The sequence below is a fragment of the Kibdelosporangium banguiense genome (genome assembly GCF_017876405.1).
GTDB classification, from domain to species: Bacteria; Actinomycetota; Actinomycetes; order Mycobacteriales; family Pseudonocardiaceae; genus Kibdelosporangium; species Kibdelosporangium banguiense.
Genome location: NZ_JAGINW010000001.1, coordinates 3163159 through 3182335 on the forward strand (window position 1 = coordinate 3163159; position 19177 = coordinate 3182335).

General features: G+C 60.2%; 17 protein-coding genes and 1 pseudogene. 4 read left to right on the top strand and 14 right to left on the bottom strand.

The genetic code is table 11. The features are described from left to right. Positions 1–38 precede the first annotated feature (38 nt). Entirely contained in the window at positions 39–2105 is a 2067-nt protein-coding gene (locus JOF56_RS15155) for a recombinase family protein (protein WP_209638282.1), read from the bottom strand. A gap of 294 nt (positions 2106–2399) precedes the next feature. Here JOF56_RS15155 and JOF56_RS15160 point away from each other — a divergent pair, with 294 nt between their 5' ends. Continuing rightward, complete coding sequence (locus JOF56_RS15160) at positions 2400–3614, top strand: pentapeptide repeat-containing protein (protein WP_209638284.1); 1215 nt, start codon at positions 2400–2402, stop codon at positions 3612–3614. Between the two features lie 475 nt (positions 3615–4089). Continuing rightward, a complete protein-coding gene (locus JOF56_RS15165; protein WP_209638286.1) occupies positions 4090–4950 on the top strand; it encodes a transposase in 861 nt (286 codons plus the stop codon). Positions 4951–4998: 48 nt separating this feature from the next. Here JOF56_RS15165 and JOF56_RS15170 read toward each other — a convergent pair whose 3' ends face one another. The 11 genes from JOF56_RS15170 to JOF56_RS15220 form a co-directional block, all read right to left on the bottom strand. Continuing rightward, positions 4999–5289, bottom strand: coding sequence for a hypothetical protein (locus JOF56_RS15170; RefSeq protein WP_307855110.1), 291 nt, complete (start codon positions 5287–5289; stop codon positions 4999–5001). 32 nt (positions 5290–5321) lie between these two features. Next, positions 5322–6137, bottom strand: coding sequence for an Rv3235 family protein (locus JOF56_RS15175; RefSeq protein ID WP_209638288.1), 816 nt, complete (start codon positions 6135–6137; stop codon positions 5322–5324). A gap of 160 nt (positions 6138–6297) precedes the next feature. Next, positions 6298–6786: a DUF3846 domain-containing protein gene (locus JOF56_RS15180; protein ID WP_209638290.1), complete on the bottom strand. Its 489-nt coding sequence runs from the start codon at positions 6784–6786 to the stop codon at positions 6298–6300. Between the two features lie 126 nt (positions 6787–6912). Beyond that, entirely contained in the window at positions 6913–8316 is a 1404-nt protein-coding gene (locus JOF56_RS15185) for a tyrosine-type recombinase/integrase (RefSeq protein ID WP_209638293.1), read from the bottom strand. Continuing rightward, positions 8316–8540: a helix-turn-helix domain-containing protein gene (locus tag JOF56_RS15190; protein ID WP_209638295.1), complete on the bottom strand. Its 225-nt coding sequence runs from the start codon at positions 8538–8540 to the stop codon at positions 8316–8318. Before JOF56_RS15190 ends, JOF56_RS15185 begins: the two co-directional genes overlap by 1 nt. 311 nt (positions 8541–8851) lie before the next feature. Beyond that, positions 8852–9172 (bottom strand): hypothetical protein, encoded by a 321-nt coding sequence (locus JOF56_RS15195; RefSeq protein ID WP_245379561.1) that lies wholly within the window; start codon positions 9170–9172, stop codon positions 8852–8854. Between the two features lie 119 nt (positions 9173–9291). Then, complete coding sequence (locus tag JOF56_RS15200) at positions 9292–10128, bottom strand: antirestriction protein ArdA (RefSeq protein ID WP_209638297.1); 837 nt, start codon at positions 10126–10128, stop codon at positions 9292–9294. A gap of 40 nt (positions 10129–10168) precedes the next feature. Next, a complete protein-coding gene (locus tag JOF56_RS15205; RefSeq protein WP_209638299.1) occupies positions 10169–11218 on the bottom strand; it encodes a DNA-methyltransferase in 1050 nt (349 codons plus the stop codon). Further along, positions 11215–12036: a replication-relaxation family protein gene (locus JOF56_RS15210; protein WP_209638301.1), complete on the bottom strand. Its 822-nt coding sequence runs from the start codon at positions 12034–12036 to the stop codon at positions 11215–11217. Before JOF56_RS15210 ends, JOF56_RS15205 begins: the two co-directional genes overlap by 4 nt. A gap of 115 nt (positions 12037–12151) precedes the next feature. After that, entirely contained in the window at positions 12152–14446 is a 2295-nt protein-coding gene (locus JOF56_RS60105) for a type IV secretory system conjugative DNA transfer family protein (RefSeq protein WP_209638303.1), read from the bottom strand. Between the two features lie 591 nt (positions 14447–15037). Beyond that, complete coding sequence (locus JOF56_RS15220; protein WP_209638306.1) at positions 15038–16579, bottom strand: recombinase family protein; 1542 nt, start codon at positions 16577–16579, stop codon at positions 15038–15040. 44 nt (positions 16580–16623) lie between these two features. Here JOF56_RS15220 and JOF56_RS15225 point away from each other — a divergent pair. Both JOF56_RS15225 and JOF56_RS15230 read left to right on the top strand, forming a co-directional pair. Then, positions 16624–17118: pseudogene (locus JOF56_RS15225) on the top strand (HhH-GPD-type base excision DNA repair protein); the annotation flags it as partial. Between the two features lie 48 nt (positions 17119–17166). Then, a complete protein-coding gene (locus tag JOF56_RS15230) occupies positions 17167–17358 on the top strand; it encodes a DUF1918 domain-containing protein (RefSeq protein WP_209638310.1) in 192 nt (63 codons plus the stop codon). Here the strand turns inward: JOF56_RS15230 and JOF56_RS15235 are convergent. Together JOF56_RS15235 and JOF56_RS15240 are read right to left on the bottom strand one after the other, a co-directional pair. Next, positions 17298–18488 carry an MFS transporter gene (locus tag JOF56_RS15235; RefSeq protein WP_209638312.1) on the bottom strand — a complete coding sequence of 397 codons (1191 nt, stop codon included), beginning with the start codon at positions 18486–18488 and terminating at the stop codon, positions 17298–17300. The genes JOF56_RS15230 and JOF56_RS15235 overlap by 61 nt on opposite strands. A gap of 70 nt (positions 18489–18558) precedes the next feature. Continuing rightward, complete coding sequence (locus JOF56_RS15240; protein ID WP_307855111.1) at positions 18559–19161, bottom strand: class I SAM-dependent methyltransferase; 603 nt, start codon at positions 19159–19161, stop codon at positions 18559–18561. Between the last annotated feature and the right edge of the window lie 16 nt (positions 19162–19177).

The following is a 19177-nucleotide window of genomic DNA, read 5'->3' on the forward strand; positions in this document are numbered from 1 at the left end:
GGGAACCCCGTTGTACAGCGGGTGTTATCGCAGTCTGGTCAGCACTGTGGTGGGGACCAGCGCAGCAGGTTGAGGAGGACAGGCGCGACTTCGCCGCGCAGTCGTTCAGCTTCCCCGTTGTGGGCGTAGTCGACGTAACCGGCGTATGTGCGGTCGCCGCTCCGTTCCCGTTGCTGGACATAGGACCACACCGGCTGGCCAGGCTCAGGTTCCGCAAGATCGTTGATTTGCGCTCCAAGTACTTTCCCAGCCTTCGCATGGGTGATCGCCCTCTCCGCGTGGGTGATCTCTCTTTGCAAGTCGGCGGGCAGCCGGATGGTCATCGTCACATGGCCAGCCCTGTCCGTGAGCTGGACGGCGAGCTGGGTGCTCTTCAACAGCTTTCGTACCAGTGGCTCAGGCGCTTTGGCGAGGTCGAACGGCTGGGAGGGCAGCGCGTCCAGCAGGGCCATGTCCACTGCGCTCACACCGTTGGAGTCGTTGTCCTCGGCGGCGTCCAGTCGGGCGACTACAGCCTGCTTCCGGGTCTCCAACTCGTTATAGCTGTTGCGGAGGGCCGCGGTGAACGGGTCGTCCGGATCGCTGTCTTGGACCTGGCGCAGGATCGCTTTCTGCCGCCGGACCGCGTCGGCCACGTCCCGCTGTAGCCGTTCTCGCTCCTCCTGCCGCTTACGAGCAGCCTGTTCGTCGACTGCGGCCAGATCGGCAGCCAGGATGTCCCGGCGGTGCGCACCGAACACCTGGTCGGCGAAGAACCGCGACACCGCGTCCAAGAGGGCGTCTTCTCGGAGGTAGATCGCCCTGGGGTGACCTCCGTGTGTGCCGGGATGGTTGTGGTTGTGGCCGCGGGACAAGCACGCGTAGTAGACGACGTTGCGACGGTAATTCCCGTGCATCCGGCGACCACACGCGCAGAACATCAAGCTCCGCATCACGTATGTCCGCGTCGTTGCGGGGTGGGAATTCCGCTCGTCGCTGTCACGAGACCCCCGCGTGGCTTGTCGACGGGCGATGAGTTGGTCGTACATCCACTTCGGGATCAGCGGTTCGTGTGCGGGCTCGGTCGACCACACCCACTTCACCGGATCGTTGACCTTCCCGCCCCGCGACTTCCTGGCACGCCGGTTGAACACCTGATACCCCGTGTACTTCGGGTTGCGGAGGATGTCGTACACACTGGTCTTCGCCCACGATCCACGTGCCCGCTGCTTGCCCGGGGGTTCCGGCGGCGGATACCTGACCAAGTCCGCGTTCAACCGCTCGGCGATGGTGTCGTAGCCAATCCCTTCGTAGTACCGCCACAAGGCGATTTGCGTGACGGTCTCGGCTCGTAGGCCATCCGGTTCTAGCCGAGTCTTGGTCAGCCCTTTGCCGGCCTTGACCGGGTTGGGATGGCGGAAAGTCTTGGCCTTATAGCCGTACAGCGGTTTGCCGATGTTCCACCCTTCACGCACGTGCGTGCACAACCCACTCCAGGACTGCTCCAGGGTGTTCAACACTTCGTACTCGGCGACCGACTGGTTGATCCGCCGCTGCAGGATTTGCTGTGCTCTGCTGCCTGTCAGCGTGATCGGCTCGTTGGCCGCGAACAACGGCACCTCGGCTCGCTCCAACGCGCGCTCGATGACCAGTCCTTCGTACGCACGGCGAGCAACGCGAGAAACGGACTCACAGATCACGACGTCAAACCGTCGCCCGGCGCGCACCGCCTCGTCCAGCAAGTCGGCAATGCCGCCATCACGCGCAATCGGGATGTCGAACCGGTCGTAGTCAGTCCCGCGGCCGCGACGATCCAGTTCCATCCGGCCGGACTCGACGTCATAGAAGTGCGCCACGATCACCCACGACTCCGGAAGCGCTGACTTGCAGTTCCCCAACTGCCGCACGATCGATTGACGCGGATCCTGAAGGTCCTCAGTGGACGTGCGGGCCAAAAACGCCACTCGCACCTCGTCGCGCAACAACAGTGCCGACACACCCAACGGTGACACCGCATAGTCGGACAACCCGGACGGGCCTGAGGCTGGCACTGGCGCCGACAACGTCCCCGCGCGCCAGCCCAGCTCCGGGGACGACAGGTTGGCGGCAGGCTTGTCGGGCACCATGTGGCCGCACCCTCCTCAATAGACTGTGAGCGAGATGATCAGCTGTTCGGTCGCAACATACCGTGTTGATCTAGTCGCGAAGAGTTAGTGCTCGCTCTGTTGCGCACGCTGTGACTTATCCGCTGAATGTTGTCGACGAGGCAGAGAGACGAGTTGGTCGCGGACACTGGGCCCTGTGGGGCATGGACAGCCATCCGAGTGGGCTGTACGAGTTGAGGAATGAGCAGACTCCGACGGTCCGCTAACACGTCCGCAGCCATGGGCCGCCGCCCGCTGAGAGCGTTGCGTTGGTGGGTGGTGCTGGCTGGCGTCGGCATGGTCGTAGCGGCGAGCTGGGCTGCTATCGGCTGGCTCCTTGCGGAGGCAGACCAAGGGGCTTCGGACAAGCGGGCGGAGTTGCGTATGGCAGCGATCCGGACCGGGCTTGGCGTTGGAGCGGGTACGGGTGCTGCGCTTGGACTGTTGCTTGCTGCGCGCCGGCAATGGCTGAGCGAGCGAGCTCAAGCTCACCACGAAGAGGTTGCTGTCACCGCCGAGTTCGACGCCACAGAGCGTCGGATCACTGATCTCTATACCAAAGCTATAGACCAGCTTGGTAGCGAGAGGGCGCCCATCCGTCTCGGCGGTCTCTATGCGCTTGAGCGGCTCGCCCAGAACCACCCTGGTCACCGCCAGACCGTGGTCGATGTGCTGTGTGCCTACCTTCGGATGCCATATGTGCCTCCGAAAGCAGAAGGAAAGACGTCGGTAGAGGAAACCACGCTGGCTGATGCAGAGGCGTCGTCCGGCAGTGCGACGCAAGGACTCGACGCGTTACATCCGGCTGAGGAGTTCCAGGTTCGGCTCACTGCCGAGCGCATCCTTACGGCACATCTGCGCGACTTTCGAGACGCTGATGCACGAGAGAAGTCGTCCGCAGAGCCGAGGTTCTGGGAGGGCATGTTCCTGGATCTTAGGGACGCCACGCTGGTTAGTTGGGATTGGACCGGTTGTAGGATCGACACCGCGAATTTCACGGGCGCTCGATTCACCGATGGCGCCAACTTCGCTCATGCTACCTTCGACCGGGACGTCTGGTTCAACCAAGTACAGTTCGACAAATATGGGCACTTCTACCGTGTTCGGTTCGGTCGCCGTGTGCTGTTCACTCAAGCTTATTCGCGTAGGCTGACCTTCAAAGAAGCCAGATTCTGCGGGATGACGTGGTTAAGCGAAGTCTCGTCAGATGAGCCGATCGAGCTTGAGGACGCGCGAGCGCTCCTCGACTTTGATACCGGGTGGGGTTCCGAACGGCAGTGGCCGCCTGGCTGGACCGTGAGCAATGAGGATGGGGATCTCGATCCAAACCAAAGTGGTCGATGGGGTCTGCTGGTCTTCCAGGACGTGTCGTTGGATCCGGGAGAGATTTCCGGACCTCCGGATGCTCTGCACGGCTGTGACCCGGCTACAAACTATATGTCTTCGGGTAGTACCACGGGCACGACGTACAGTGCGCCAAGAGAAGCGTAGCGCAAGCATGGAAGAGTCGCGCTACATGCATACTACTCTGGGCCTTTGAGATACGTCCCGATAATTTCGTCAACGGACTATTTTTGGCCGACCAGTGACTCAAGATCTTGTTGTATTGAGCGAACCACTTGTCAAGATCGCCGTTTTGGTCAAAAATAGATGTAGTCATGAATTTGCTACCTGTCAAGATCTTCCAAACTATCGCTGCTTTCAAGCGTCGTCATCGCCACGACTGGCGTGCAACTGACGTGGAACTGGGGGTATATGTCGCCACCGCTGGCATGTATTGGTTCTCTGTTACTCTCTCTTGCAAGTGTAGCGAGACCCGTGTTCGCAGCTACCTTGATAGTTGGGTGACTCTCAAACTGGCACAGATGGGTGTTCGGGACGAGGGGTATCAACCCACGGCTTTGAAACTTGCGTACCAGATGCGGGACGATATCGAGGGCGTAACCTTAGACGGAGGTGGAGCGGCATGAAGTTCGAACCACTTGCCGATTATCTCGAGCCCCGCCTTGGTAACATTTACGCCGACAATCTCATCGCCGACGACGGCTTTGTTGAGTACCGTCCCTGGGATCCTGAGCTTGAACAAGCCGTCAAGCAATATCTCGTGCATGAAGTTACTGACGAGGAATACGACCGATTCATCGATATGCTCTACTGTGCCGTTCCAGACGGTTCTCGGGAAGAACAAGCTGCGGCCATCCTGAAGCAGCAGCTTCCTTGGGAAGTTGCCGACGCCTTCCATTGGGCAGCAGTGAAAGCCGTTCCCACGCTTAGCCAGCTAATTGGCGATCGTGACGCTTGGGAGGACGGTGGCCAACAAGACGATGCTCAAGTCTGGATGGAGGTGCACGCCAGCGAAGATCAACTGGTGGAACTCGCCCAGTACATGAATCCCACAGTGCCGGTTGCTCGTGGCGAATTGTCCTGGTGGCACCCTGCATTGGAACTTAAGCCGGCTCAACTTCTCAAAGCCTGGCATCATGTGGTTGGTCCCGCAGCAAGCGATTTCACCGATGCTGAGTGGGAACTGTTGACCTCATGTCTCCCATTAAGAAAAGACGCTTACGGCCGTGTAGTTGATCGTCGCGCTTATAACCTGACGCAACGTCGTCGTAGTTACAACGGCATTCGTTACCGGTTCGCTAACAAGATCCCTTGGAACCGCATACCAAGACGGTACGGTGCCACGGGAGGTGTCTACATGCGATATTTCTTGGACATGAAGAACGGCCTGTTTGCGAACTTGATGCAGTCACTTCGAGTCATCCCGGAAGCAGCGAATCTTGTGGAGTGGCTGAAGCAGATGACCGTTGAGAACAGACGCTAGTTTGGGGCGCCTGGCGGGATAGAAGAGGTCAAGTCATGAGCTCTGCAGTCAGCGTTCCCGCCCTTGCGCATCGCGCATCCGTACTCCCCGCTCCCGCAACCTGTTGTGCACCATCGTCGGATCAACCCTCATCCGCTCGCCGATCCGCGCCAGCGACCAGCTGGCCTCGTACAACCGCACTGCGTCGTCGGTCTGGTCTGGGGAGAGTTCGCGGCGGCACATCGGCACGTCATGCCTGTGCAGAATCTGGCTGACCGTCCGTCGGTCGATCCCGAACTCTGCACCGGGTTGGGTGTACGGTCGCCCCCAGGCTGCCCGTGCACGATGTTCAACAGACACGCGTCTCCCACAGCTACCGGTGGCAAGCCCATTCATAGCAACCGTAACATCGTGCATTGCCAGCCGCTTCTTCCCGTTTCCAGCCTGGCGATCAGTGCCCGGTATCGTCGGCCGGTGTCGACGGTGCCGCATGCCTCGATTACTCCCTTGGCAGGCTGGTACGTGTGTACTGAGCAGAGACGGAGTCCTTGCCCTGTGCGTACAGCCTCCCTGGCTCTGGTCTGCACTGCGGCGAGGGCAATCGGGCCGAGCTGGTCACGAATTTGGGCGGCAGGGCGACGCCCAGCGATGACGTCAACTGCGGCCGCCAGGATGCGCCGAGTGTTTCCAACATCTAATGGCGCTACGCGTCCTTCCAGGTCTTTGGGCCGATGATTGCGCGCCCATTGCAAGTCGAGCGCCAACTGAAAAGCGGCACTCCTCGACTTCGACGATGCGGGCACAGCTGGTTGTGGGGCAGGCTCATATTCAGGCAGTGGTCGTATGGATGGATGGTTTTGCTGCCCCTCCGGTTGCGATAAATCGTCGGGTGACAGCTCATGCCATCCAGCCACCGACTCTGGGGTGTCGGCGCGCGCAACGAGATAGCGGTCCAGCGCATCGAGCCAGGACTCAAGTTCAGGCGGTATGCCCTCGTTTCTGAGGCTGGATAGTTCGTCGGCAAGGCCCTCAGTGACAGCGCCCGTTGCTGCCAGCGCGTAGAGCGGAGTGTCGCAACTGGCATAGAGCTGAGTGGCGATAGCTCGCGCTGTGACATGGCCGATGCTTCGCTCATCGCGAAAGGCTTCGGCAACACCGCGGTCGATGCGTTCGCGCTCGGAGGTGGCCTGGCAAGATTCGCTGAGCACAGCGAGCTCTTGTCGTGGTTGATAGGTACTTCGTATTTCACCTCCTCGGTGATAGTTATGTCGTTCCATATTCAGTTTCCCATTTGAAGTTATTGGTGAAGCGCCCGCCGCTCACTCCAGACCAAAGTCGGAACAAGTGACGGGCATAGGGAGGCGCGAGTCAGTCGTTTACGACGACCATCAGCTCAGCTACCTGAGTCCAGCGCTGAGCCAGATCGGCGGCGGCGATGTACGCAGCAAATACGGCATCGAACACCGCGTCGTTGGCGTACCATTGTTCGTCGCCGTAGGCCTGCACGGCCACCCGAAAGCGCTGTGCCTTCAGGAGCAGCGTGACGTATTCCTCCGGCACCGAGAGGTCCTCGCCGTGCTTGACCGCACCGACCAGAACCGCATCGCCGACAAGCCAGTCATTCCCGCGGAACGCGCTGTTGTGGACCCACGCCAGCAGCGTTGCTCGCAGATTGAGCGGCAGGTCCAGTGCCTGGCCCTCCTCGTTGATGTACAGGTACGCAGCCGGCCGCTGGAACGCGACCACTTCGAGATGCCCACCGACTAGCGACCGGTAGGAATCCACATCAGACGCCTCAATCTCCTGTAGTGCCAACGGTTTTGTGAGATCCGCCGGGATCACGATCGCGGTGATCATTTTTCCCTCACCATCCGGACCAACAAGCCTTTGCCTGGTACGTGGTCCGCTTCCGTACCAGGCAGCAAAACCCTGGAAGGTATGGCTGTCTGGTACGGACTGAGTGCGAGCAGGAAAAACTGCCGCCTAGTTTCTGACGGCTAAGTTGACGGCAACGCAACCAAGCATCCACGTGATTGTGCGCGCATGCATCGTTGCTTTTACGGTAGTCAGACGTTTGTCGAGGGCAGTGCAGGGTTGGATTTTTCGATCTTTTAAGCAGGGTGTCCTGGGTTCGAGTCCCAGTGGGCCCTCCAGATATGATTTTCGAAAAAACCCGTTCAAAGAACGACTTTGACGGCTAACTTGACGGCAACCATTGCCGTCAAACACATTCACCAGCTGCTCAGGCTCTTCAGCCTGAGCAGTTTTGGGTTCTTGGAGCGACTGTTCTACGAGTCGCAACGCCTCTCTCTTTTGTCCGATGTTGATGTGTTGGTAGATCTGCTGAGTGGTCACTACGCTGCTGTGCCCCAGGATGGCCTGCGCGACTTTCGGAGATACTCCGAGGTATTCGAGCATGCTTGCTTGGCAGTGCCGAGTATCGTGAAACCGTGTAACCCGAACCCGGGCTTGCTTGCAGAGCCGACGGAACGCATGCTCCGAGAAGTTACGCGGCTCAATAGGAGTGCCCTTACCTGTGGTAAACACGAGGTCATGTTCAGACGGGCGGCGATATTTCCACTCTTCGGCAAGCCGGCTGAGCCCTTCACGAAGGACCGAGAGCATGGGTAGCTCACGCTCGCTAGATTCGGTCTTCAGCGAGACCGTGAGGAGCTGCCGCCCTACGCGCTGGAGCTGCTGACGGTACTGAAAGGTGCCGTTAGCCTGGTCGATATCCTGCCAGCGAAGCCCGAGGACTTCTCCCCGACGTGAGCCATAAAATAGCGCGAGCGTCCAGGCTGGAGCTAGTCGATGATTCTTGGCAACCTCCCAGAATCGCTGCGCTTCATCTATGGTCCAAGGAATGATCTTGTCCGGCTTATACTTGGGCGGCACTACTAATCGTGCGACGTTTCGGCCTACTAGTTCTTCGCGCATTGCGCTCGTGAGCGCTGAACTAAGTGTGGTCTTTATTGTCTCAATCCGGCGAGCCGAATATCCCTGGTCAGTCTGTTGGTTCAGGAAGGCTTGAACGGTCCTGACGCCCAGGCTGGTGAGGTAGTGGTGACCGATTCCAGGTTTTAGATGCCGCCGGATGACGAGTTCATACTGTTCGTGCGTCTTTGGTTTTTTCTCTTTCTTGACGACTTCTTCTAGCCAATAGTCAAGATATTCCCCAACGCGCCAGTTCTTGGCTGCAACTTGGATACCTTGCTGCTGTTTGGCTTTTAGTTCTGTTAGCTTGGCGTGTACCTCCGTCCTCGTCTTGCCGTACAGGCTTTTACGTTTGCGGACTCCACTGGTCGTTAGTACGTAAACAACCCCCTCCCACCGGCCATCCTTGCGCCGATAGATCGAACCCTCGCCGTTAGAGTTACGGCGAGCCATCAGTCAATCTCCTCGCTGCGTTCCTTGATGAACTTGTCGATTGCCACGTTCGGCACTAAGCGACGACGGCCAATTCTGATGCTCGCGATCTGGCGTTGTTGAATCAGACGATATAATGACCACCGACTGATGCGAAGCTTCTCGCGGGCCTCATCGATAGTGAGCAAATCCGATCTCAGTGGATCACGGTCAGGTTGAGTAAGTGGTATTTTTGCTGCTTGCATATACATCTCCCTTCTTGTTATAGAGCAAATTGCTCGGTTTGTTAATAGTCGGTTGCGGGGCGGTGGTCCTCGTGTCTGACCGGCCAAATCGTTGTGTTTGACTCGCATTTCGCTACTTTCCTTTCGATTGTGTTTGAATGTATTGACACGCTGAGCTGAAGTCTCTACAATTAGGATTGTTCTACAATGTGAATAACCTGTAAATTTGTGGTTACCCGAGACCCAGGCTGCAACCTGGGTCTTTAGATTTTCCGCGACCACGGGCAGCAGTAACGCGGCCCGTGGTCCTTCGAGGAACAGCACCAACGCCGTTAGTCTTCGCTTCCTGTCTTGCGGCTGCGCGTGGTGCTCGTCGGCTTGCCCTGCGGTGCGATGTCGCCGCCGCCAAACAATCCTTGGATGGCACCGGCCCGTGCCGCAGCTTCGCGCTCGATCTCCTCCAGCGCCTTACGAGCCCGCTCCGCAAAGTCCGGCTCGGCCCGCTTTGTCTGGACATACAACTCGACGGCTTTCACGGCGGCGTCGCCGAGCGAGTCGTCGTCGAGCTGCGCCACCAGCGCGAACTGGGCGTGAAGCGCGTCAGGCAGCTTGATGCCCAACGTCTTCACCGTGTTGCCGTTACGTGGGTCCATGGCCACGACGGAACTCCTTCCTCGGTGTGGTGTGGCCGCCCATGTCCCGCGGTGGGTCCGCAGGAACGAGGGATGAGCAGCCACAGGCCACCGAGGCCGGCGGCCAGAGGGCTTGGAGATCAGCGCATAAATACGTGGGTTCTGCTATCCACGCCTTGGACAACATCCCAACTTTGCCGAGCGTCACGCGCGAAGCGGGTGTAGTCGATCACGACAAAGCGGCGGAGCATCGGATCAAGCGCGTTGTCCAACTGCTGCGGCCACTCCAGGTCACTTGCCGCCTCACGCGCCCACGCTTCCGCGCTGTCGTAACTGCCAACATGGAAGTCGGTGAAGCGTTCGAGCAGGTCATGGTTGTCTGTGCCAACGATGCCCACCCAAGCGGCATAGGCCGCACCGTGTTCGGCCACGCCTTTTGCGAGTTGCGCAATCAGACGGGTGTCCGTGTAACCGCGTAAGTCGAGTCCGGCAAAGCCTTCGGTGGCGTGGATGGCCCACGCAGTAGCTTCCGGCGTTGGCGAGCTGTCGAGCATGGCTCTGATGTCGGCTTCAAGCTCGTCAGGTTCCTGGTCGGCCTCGATCCATAAGCCATGCCGGATGCCGCGCTCGTGGCTCGCGGTGTCGACTACCTCGATGCGTGGCAGGTAGGTCAGTGCCGCTTCGATCTCGGCCGCAGTAGAGAAAGGCTCTCTTGCTTCCAGTGCCTGTGGCCGCAAGTGATCGCTGACGTAGTGATCGAATTCGATCAAGGCTTCGGCGTCATCAGGCGTCATACCTAACTCGACGAGCCGTTCCAGGCGAGCACGGTCCCGTCTGCGCTCCTCGGCCGCGTCCGTACGCGCCTGCTTGATCTCAGCCTGGCGCTCAGGATCGTTGGTGCCGTAACTGTTGGCTCCGGGGCGTTCAGGTTGACGTTGGTACTCACCTCCATTGGGTTGGTGTGGTTGTCCTTCCATAGTGGAACTTCCTCCTTTCACTATGTATTGCTTGTTCTTCTTACGGTTGGGGTTTCTTGTTCTTCATGCGCCAGCCGGCGATACGCTGCTGGGCAAGTTCGGCATACTCCGGGTTCAGCTCGATACCGAGCCAGTCGCGGCCGTACGCCTCGGCAGCAATGGCGACTGTGCCAGAACCGATGAACGGATCGAGCACTCGGCCAGGCCGCCACCGCCGGTGTTTGCAGGCGGCACGCAAGGAGCCGATGGCGAGGCGTCGCCCGTCTACAACTTGGGTTGCTCGTCGCCACGCCATACCGCACTCACAACAGACCCGTTCCGGGCATGTGCTGAGCAGCGGGCGCCGCACCAACTCGATCGGGAAGGTAGCGAAATGCGCTCCTCGGTACCTGGCGGTAGCGAACCGCCAAACGTCACCAGGATTCTTGCCGAGAGGATGGCTGCCCCGGCCAGCAGCTTGAAGCGCAACCAGACCGAGGTTCAGGTTGATCCGTGGTGACGTGCCAACGCCGAGTGAAGGCACGGCCTTGCGTGGCGGATAGCTCCCGCGGCTTGCTCGGCCACTACGGATGCGGGTGCTGGCTGGCTCGCGGATCGCATCAAGATCGAAGAAGTACTCGGGTTCCTTCGTGAAGAGGTAGAGGAACTCGTGCGTGGTTGTGAGGCGGTCGGTGACCGAAGACGGCATAGGGTTGGTCTTGGCCCAGACAATCTGGTTCCTCAGCAGCCAACCGGAACGGGCCATGCGTAGCGCAAGCCGTTGGGGCCCAAGCAGCAGACTCTTCTTGTTGGTGCCCTCTCGAGGGTGGCGACTATAGGAGTCGCCCAGGTTCAGCCACAGGCTGCCGGTCGGCGTCAAGACGCGAGCGAGCTTGGTACAGATCTCGGCAATCTGCGTAGCCCAGGCGTCGGCCGTTGCTTCCGCACCAATCTGTCCGCTGTGGCTGTAGTCGCGCTGCGCCCAATATGGCGGACTGCTGATGACGCAATCCACTGCTGCGTTGGGTAGCTCGTCCAGCCGGTCGCGGACATCACCGACGAGGACTTCACCGAGCGGTAGCTCATCTGCGTTTCGTCGAAGGGCGCTCATATGGAGCCTCCTTCGCCCGGAAGGGTCGTGAGCAACTTCGCCCCGGATTCAACTGGCGCCACCGTGAACAAGGAGTCAGCGGCGCCGCGGGCCAGTCGTTTCAGGACGGTTGTGATTCCGTCGACCCGGTGTTGATTCGGCACTAACCAGAGCACACGGGGGAAGACGCCGTAACGTTGTTGTTCGAGACCGGAGCGCCAGTAACGGAGGTATACTTGGCATTTGCGGCGGATCGTTGGCAAAGACTCCGTGCCCATGTCCATCTCGACGAAACTCGCCAGCTCGTAGTCGCCGACCCCAACCCGCACGAACACATCTGGCTTGAGCACGATCGGCTCGCCACCTGTGCCAGTGAACCGTCGCCAGCATGCCGGCTCCGCATCGAACGTGAGCAGGTCCGCATTACCAGCTCGGCTGTGCTCGACCGACCGGACGTACATCTCACTCACAGCCAGCAGGTGATCTTGGAAGTAGGGCTTGGTTTCCCAGACTGTTCGCCGACGACGCCTGGCGGTTGGTGCCTCCACGATCGCTGTGCCAAGGCCGGTCAGTCCGAATAGAGAGCCACTTGATCCAGCCTTGATACCTCCCACTTGGCGACCGAGCCGGACGGTCATTCGTCGCTCTGTCAGACGTCGCAGGGTGGCTCGGCAGCGGCGTGCTCGTGTATTGGGTGAGTTGTCGGCGAAGTGCAAGCGGGTCAGGTGATCAGTAGTGAGAAGTCGAACTCTTTGGAGCGATCGCAAAATGGCCAATTCCCGGACGCCAAGTTCACGACGTAGCCGGGCAACGAGCGCTGCTGTACCACGGGCCGTCATGACGAACCTCCGTGACGGCTAAGAGCCGTTGGTGCCTTGGCGCCTCCCCCGGTGGGAGGGATAGCTGTTGACTCGACCCGACCGGCAGCCCGATTGACCGCACTCACGAACTCGCTCATGACGACCTCCGGCGGGTCACGCCAACGGGTCCGTCCGCTTTACGATCACCTCCTTGCCAACGAGTGGTCAGTGCATCGTCAAGTTCAGTCGGCGAGACGCCGTAGCGCTCTAGGCTGTGTCGGCGCAGCATCGCTGCGTTCTGAGCGGCCTTCGGCAGCGGTAGTGTTCGCACTGCGAAGGGCGGACTCATAGCGCCGTCGATGCACAGCCGAGCACACGCCTCGTAAGCGCCAAGCTGTTCAAGAGCAGTGGGTGTGACACCGAGAACGTCCGCGAGGACTCTGACGTCCTTCTGTGCCGGTCTGAAAGCCACACGGGATCTCGCGTTGGCGAGACATGCCGCTGCCAGGCGGGGGTGCAGTTGATCGAGGTTCTGATGCAGCAACGTCCAGCCGGCACCCAGGCCACGAGACTGGCTAAGCACCTCAGCGAAGTCAAGCGCCCCAACGAAATCCTGAAACTCGTCTACCGTGATCACGACCGGATGGCGTCTAGTGCGTGGCACGGCTGCCCGTCGCTGGATGGCCTGCCAGCATTGGGTAAGTACCAAAGCGCCGATAATGCGGCAGGTTTCAGAGCCGAGTAGCCCTCGATTCAGGTTGACCAAGACGATGCGCGGCCGGGTGAACAGTTCGTCGACGGAGAACCGAGGTGTCGCTTGGCCCAGCATGCGTCGAATACTGGATCGGCTGAGGAACGCTCGCAGCTTGTTGAGCACGGGTGCCACTACCTGGGTACGTTCCCCATCGCTGAAGCCATCGAACTGCGCCCAGAACGGTGCCAGCACCAGCGGATCGCTGACCTTGGCGAGCGCTCGTCGGCGAAACTGCGGGTTGGTGAGCAACACCGGTACGTCAGTCAACGCACCGTCAGGAAGCCGTGCGGTGGTGATCAGGCTGTGCAGCAACACGTCCGCGCTTCTAGGGCCGATGGCGCTTCCGAACAGTTCGCGGAACAGGTGCAAGAGTTCGTCGGCCCTGCGTTCGGCTTCCTCTGGCGGGCCAGCGAGCGGATTGAGGCCAACAACAGGTCCTGACTCGCTTGGTTCGATCACCACCACTTGATGATGCCGACGTTCATCAAGCCTACTGAGGACATCAGCTATCAAGTCACCTTTGGGTTCGACGACCAAGACAGAATGCCCGAGCGCTGCGTCCGCCAGGATCATTCGGGCAACGGCATTGCTCTTGCCTGAACCGGTTGGGCCAGTGATAGCCGTGTGGTAGGTCGCACCGGCCGCCGGCACCGTCACCAGCTGTTCGCCGTCGGCCGGATGCAAGCTGACGCCCAAGAACCGGTCGCCGGGCGAGGTCGCGTCATCGGGCGGCACGAGCAGAGCCGCTGGCGCCCGACCGACAAGCACGCCGCTGTGTCCAGGCAGGGGAACGCCAGCCAGCGGCCAGGTGATCAGCATCGCCAACTCCGAAGCGTTCAGCACGCTTGACCAGCTGCGCCCCGAACCGATGACGGTGATCAAACGTTCGGTGGTGGCCTGCGATATCCGTCCCCTCTGTAGGCGAGCGTGGGGACTGTCGGCCAGACTCAGCGCGTCGAGCGCCAACTTGAGCAAGGCGTTGGCTCGCGGAGTGTTCCGAGCAACTGCGCCGATCCTTCCCTGAACGGCAAAGAGCGGTTCTTCGACCTTGGCATGCCAGGCACGTTGTTCGCCCACTTCAGGTTTGCGAGGTGGACGCAGGCCGAGGGCTTCGCTGATCGTGAACTGGCTCGGGGGCGTGTGACGCGGTGCCGCTGGGCCAACGACCCACTGCACAACGACCCGCTCGCGTTTCCCCAAGGTGCTGGCGATCTGCATACAGCCGGACGCCACGGCGGCGGCATTGTCGAGTTTCAACGGATAGCTGAGTCCAGCCGATCGAACAGTCATGGCTGAGCGCAGCGGTGGACGGGACGGGGTAGCGACTTCGGCGAGATCGAGACTGGGCAGCTGCGCTGGGAGTTGCGCTGGCAGAGTAGTGGCCAATCGCTCATCAAGGCCAAGCAACCAGCGCACGTTGCCTTGCTCGATCCAGCACTCGAACACCACAACCGGCGTGGTTCGCCAGATGCCGTGTCGGGCGCGGCCTGCCAGTACACGTATGACGGCAGTGACATCGGTCAGAGAGCAGCCATGGGGCGGAAACAACTCGTACCAACGAAGGTTAGCCACGGCAGAGCTCCGAGCCATCACCGGCCGGTGCAGCTGCCGCTTGGGTTGCAGATTGTTGAGCCTGTTCATCGCTTGGTTGCCGGCGCAATCGCACCAACGCAATGGCGACACGTGCTCGCCCACTATTTGCTGTGACTGTCATGAGTTCCCTCCTCTCGGGCAATTTGGTGTTAATTTCACCACGTCTAACAGAGGGAGTATACGGCTACATACGCCAATACAATCGGCTCATGCTTGACGCATGACCGGTGTATGCGTTGTAATGACATATACCCTTGCTGCTGTCAGCATGGGTTCCAAATGGTAGGCCGCCAGTTGCTTTCCGAGCTAATGCGTGGCGCGCCTACCTTTCTGTATAGACAGCTATTTCGCCGATTGCAAGCTTAAGTGTCTTAGATCTGCATTTCCCACAACACCGATTGGTAGTCCTTGACCTCTGTCAAAGTGGCAACGGATTTCAATGGTGACGAGTGCGACGTTGATGCGCGTAGATACCTGCATTAAGGGCGCGATGACGATAAAGATGATACTGAACCGTCTTGAAGTGGCTTGCGCTATGCCTGTGCATTGAGCAGGTTCATGCTTCTGTGGTTAAATATGGGAGTTAAGAGTTAACCAAAACGAGCAATATGACAACCAAAACATGGATCAATCAACAACTAAAGAAGGCTCCTGGGCTTACCGTCAAGAAGTGGGAGAAGATAGTGCGGATCATTAATGGAAAATGACCTCGATCCGTGCAGGGTCGAAGCGGTTGCTTCCCTTGGCGGATGGCTTGACGATTACGACAAGGTCTAGCGTCTCGATAACCGCCCGTTGACGGTCAGTGCTCATCTGTGGCCACATCTCTACGATGTTGCTCGGCGCTTTCAAGTTGCCCTTCTGCTTTCGGTTCCAATCGGACCGTTGAGCCTGAAGGGCATCAACCGTAGCCTGTAGGTCTTTGACTTGCGGGAAAACCACCACGCCAGGCAGTTCCTTGCGCCGGTACGCACCCATGAGTTCGGCAACTTGCTCGTTGGCGTCGGCTAACTGTTGCTCGCCGCTCCAAGGCTCAGCCTTCTGCTCGATGGTTCGTTCGCTCAGATAGGTCAGCACCAGCTCAGTGACCAGCTTGTCGACGTGTGGCCCGTTCACGCTTACACCGCCACAGCCGCCCGAGGTTGGTGGCTCGCAGACGTAGTTGAAGTTGTTGTACCGGTTGTCAGCGTTGCCGGTGAGTTGGCGTGAACAGAGCGCGCACACGATGATAGCTGAAAGCAAGTACTTCCGGCCGCCGCGGTGCACATGGTTGCCCGTACGCATTGGATCAGTAAGTTTATCGACAACCTTGTGCCACAGTTCCTCGTCGAGAATCGCCTCATGTTGGCCCTTCACCGGCTTGCCTTCGGGATCGAGCATCATCGCGCCTTGGTAGACCCGGAACCCGGCAATGCGCGGTGATAGCAGCATGTTTCGCAGAACGGGGCGGGAAACCTCAAAACCCCTGTCCGTCCTAACGCCAGCCTTGTTCCACTCACGGACGATGGTGTGTACGCCGATGTCAGAGTAAACAACGTCCTCGGCTGCCTTGGCCAGCAGAGCAGCTTTTTCGGGATCCTTGGTCTTCTTGTCGGCCAACCAACCAAATGGCCGCCGTCCGCTTGCAGGGATGCCTCTAATCGCCATCTTGTAGTGCTTATTGGCAACCCGGCGCGAGGTGGCTGACGACTGCTTGCCAATCATCGTGACAAGCACACGAGCCATGTCGCGGCCGTTCTCGGTCAGCAGGTCGAGCGTGCCAGTGATGTCGATGATTGGGCGACCGTGGTACATCACGACGTCGATAGCGTCTTCAAGGTAACGATGTTCACGCACTAGGCGATCGATGTCCCAAACGATCAGGCCATCGAGCATCTCGCCATTCGGTGCGATGCCTGCTTTCAAATCTCTGAGCGCCTGCTCGAAGACTGGGCGGACCACTCGGTATCCGACTGACCCGTCAGGAAGGGTAACCTTCTTTTTCTTCCACGCGCTTGTGTCGGGTTCGTCGTAGGTGTAAACGTACCTTCCGCCACGGCTAGCTACGGATTTCCGGCAGTCATCTTCTTGGTCTTCTCGGTTGTTGATGTCTTTGCCGGTGAGGGGGACTTCTATCCGTTCAGTGTTGGGGTTCAACTCGAAAGAAAGTCGGACCAAGCCAGCAAAGTTAAGGCTGGTTAGATCGTTAAAACGAGCGATACGCTCAACAACTTTTGCATTTGCCTGAATAGGCATAGGTAAAACTCCGTTATATCGGAATTGTACCACATGGTTGCCGAATGTGCCGAGACCAGCAGATCGCGATGGAGGTGGCGTTCAAGGGGCCCAGGAAGCTGGTGGATCGGCTGGGCCGGCTGGATGTGCATGAGATCGCGGAGTATGACCCGGAGGAGTTCGCTACCTTGGCGACGACGCCGCCGGCCATCCATCGGTATGGCGGGTCGATGGCGAAGCGGGTACAGGCGTTGTGTCAGTACATCGTGGAGACCTACGACGGGAAGGCTGACCGGATCTGGAAGCAGGGGAAGCCGGATGGTGCCGAGATCTTCAGGCGGCTCAAGGCTTTGCCGGGGTATGGTGACCAGAAGGCGAAGATTTTTCTTGCTTTGCTGGGCAAGCAGTTCGGGTTGAAGGCTGAGGGGTGGCGGGAGGCGGCGGGCGCGTACGGCGAGGAGGGGTCGCGCCGCTCGATCGCGGATGTCACGGACGAGGCGTCGCTGCAGGAGGTCCGGACCTTCAAGAAGGCCGCGAAGGCCGCGGCCAAGGCCCCGTGACGTCTGCTTGTCATAGGTCTTACTCTGGGTTGTCGGAGGTGAGCCACCATGCAGGCGACGGTAGGTGACCGGATTCTCGTTCACGGCAAGAACGTGGGTCTTGCCGATCAACGCGGCGAAATCGTTGAGGTTCGTGGCACCAACGGAGGCCCGCCCTATCTGGTGCGGTTCGCCGACGGTCACGAAGGGCTGGTGTTCCCAGGCCCGGATTGTGTTGTGGAGCCCGCGAACGAGGACTGAGGGCGGGTCGCGACGACGAAGACGACAAGGGCGGCGACCGCGATCACGGCGGCGACGGGTCCGAGTGCCGGTGTGCCCGAAAACTCGATCACCAGGCCGCCGGTCACCCCTGACAGTCCCACGCCGAGGTAGATCGCTGACGCGTTCATGGCCAGCACGAGCCCGGCTGTGTCCGGTGCGAGATCGACCAGCCGGCTCTGCATCGGCGGGTTGATCGACCAGTTGGCCATGCCCCACAGCACCAGAATCACAATGGCACCAACGACAACGGACGCCACAACAGGCAACAGGGCCATCGTCACCGCGCATCCTGCCAGCGCCCAGATCAGGGGTGCGCGGCTGCCGAACCGGTCGGTGACCAGCCCGCCGACCGAATTGCCAAGCACGCCACCAAGCCCGTAGGCGAACAGCAGCAGGCTGACTGTCGCGCCATGCACTCCGGCGACATCGTTCAGCAGTGGCGTGAGATAGGTGTAGACACTTAGTCCCGCAACGGAAATCAGCAAAGTCACGACAAGCATCGCGAGCACGCGCCGGTCGGCTGCGACTGCGAGCCGGTCGCGAAGACCAACCGGCGGTGGAGCGGCGACCTGCGGCACCACGAGCCACACGCTCACTGCGGCAACAGCGATCAAAGCAGCGACAACGCCGAAAACGCCGCGATATCCCAACGGCCCGGCAAGCAGGCTCGACAGCGGGATCCCGATCACCATCGCGACAGTGAGCCCGCCGAAGATCGTGGCGATGGCGCGGGCACGCCGCTCAGGCGGGTTCAGTTCAGCGGCCACGACCGTCGCGGACGGCGTGTACACGGCCGCGCCGAGCGCGGTGATCATGCGGGCGACGAAAAGCGTTGCGTAGTTCGGCGCGATCGCGCCGAGAGCGTTGCCCAGTGCCATCACCATCATGGCTGTGACAAGGAGTTTCCGGCGTTCCCACCGGCCGGTCGCCGCGGCTAGGAGGGGCGAGCTCACGGCGTACGTCAAAGCGAACGCTGTGAGCAGCTGACCGGCTGTCGCAACTGAGACGTTCTGCTCGTGCGCCAGGTCCGGCAGCACACCTGCGATGATCTGTGAGCTGGTGCCTGCCGCGAAAGTCCCGGTCGCGAGCAGGTAGTTGCGCAGAGTCATCTGCCCTCCCGTTCCGTAGCCACGGTACAAGAGGTTTGAACAAGCGTCAGATGATTAACGTTCCACAGAACTAGCTCGGGGCCGTCGCATACACCAGGAAGACCACGCGCTCACCTGGGATTTCCAGCTTGTGGGCGACGATCTGCTCGTAACCCGCGGCTTCCGCGATGGCTGCGGCCTCGTCGACGGACGCCGGCAACGGCACGTCAGCGGCTACATAACTGGCGAACGCGGGAGACGGGTTGAATGTCGTCGCCAACGGCAGGCTGAACGCCAACCGTCCCTCCGGCCGCAGCACCCGCAGCCAGTCCTTCAACGCCGCCGCGCCCAGGAAGTGCAGGGACGACGCGCACACCACCAGATCTGTGCTCGCCGCCTGGACAGGCGCGGGCACGGCCGGGCCGACGTGCCAGGTGATCTTGCCGGACGGGTCCTGGACCACGGCTTTCGCCTTGGCCCGGTCGATCATCCGGGCGGAGAGGTCGATCGCCACGACCTGGTGTGCGCCCAGGTGCTGTAACGCCGCGAAAGCGGCGGCGCCGGTCCCGGTGGCCACGTCCAGCACCAGGCCGGGGGACGGCGCATCGGCGACGCCGATGACCAGCTTCTCCGCCACGAGGAGGTGAAACAGGTTGTCGTCGTAGCCGCCGGCAATGTCGTCGAACACGCTCACCAGCGGATCCTACCGG

Excerpts from the sequence above, each read along its gene's own strand:
- JOF56_RS15230 (WP_209638310.1), top strand. The coding sequence starts at position 17,167 with ATGCAGGCGACGGTAGGTGACCGGATTCTCGTTCACGGCAAGAACGTG.
- JOF56_RS15190 (WP_209638295.1), bottom strand. The coding sequence starts at position 8,540 with ATGCAAGCAGCAAAAATACCACTTACTCAACCTGACCGTGATCCACTG.
- JOF56_RS15235 (WP_209638312.1), bottom strand. The coding sequence starts at position 18,488 with ATGACTCTGCGCAACTACCTGCTCGCGACCGGGACTTTCGCGGCAGGC.
- JOF56_RS15180 (WP_209638290.1), bottom strand. The coding sequence starts at position 6,786 with ATGATCACCGCGATCGTGATCCCGGCGGATCTCACAAAACCGTTGGCA.
- JOF56_RS15205 (WP_209638299.1), bottom strand. The coding sequence starts at position 11,218 with ATGAGCGCCCTTCGACGAAACGCAGATGAGCTACCGCTCGGTGAAGTC.
- JOF56_RS15165 (WP_209638286.1), top strand. The coding sequence starts at position 4,090 with ATGAAGTTCGAACCACTTGCCGATTATCTCGAGCCCCGCCTTGGTAAC.
- JOF56_RS15210 (WP_209638301.1), bottom strand. The coding sequence starts at position 12,036 with ATGACGGCCCGTGGTACAGCAGCGCTCGTTGCCCGGCTACGTCGTGAA.
- JOF56_RS15220 (WP_209638306.1), bottom strand. The coding sequence starts at position 16,579 with ATGCCTATTCAGGCAAATGCAAAAGTTGTTGAGCGTATCGCTCGTTTT.
- JOF56_RS15185 (WP_209638293.1), bottom strand. The coding sequence starts at position 8,316 with ATGGCTCGCCGTAACTCTAACGGCGAGGGTTCGATCTATCGGCGCAAG.
- JOF56_RS15200 (WP_209638297.1), bottom strand. The coding sequence starts at position 10,128 with ATGGAAGGACAACCACACCAACCCAATGGAGGTGAGTACCAACGTCAA.
- JOF56_RS15195 (WP_245379561.1), bottom strand. The coding sequence starts at position 9,172 with ATGGACCCACGTAACGGCAACACGGTGAAGACGTTGGGCATCAAGCTG.
- JOF56_RS15155 (WP_209638282.1), bottom strand. The coding sequence starts at position 2,105 with ATGGTGCCCGACAAGCCTGCCGCCAACCTGTCGTCCCCGGAGCTGGGC.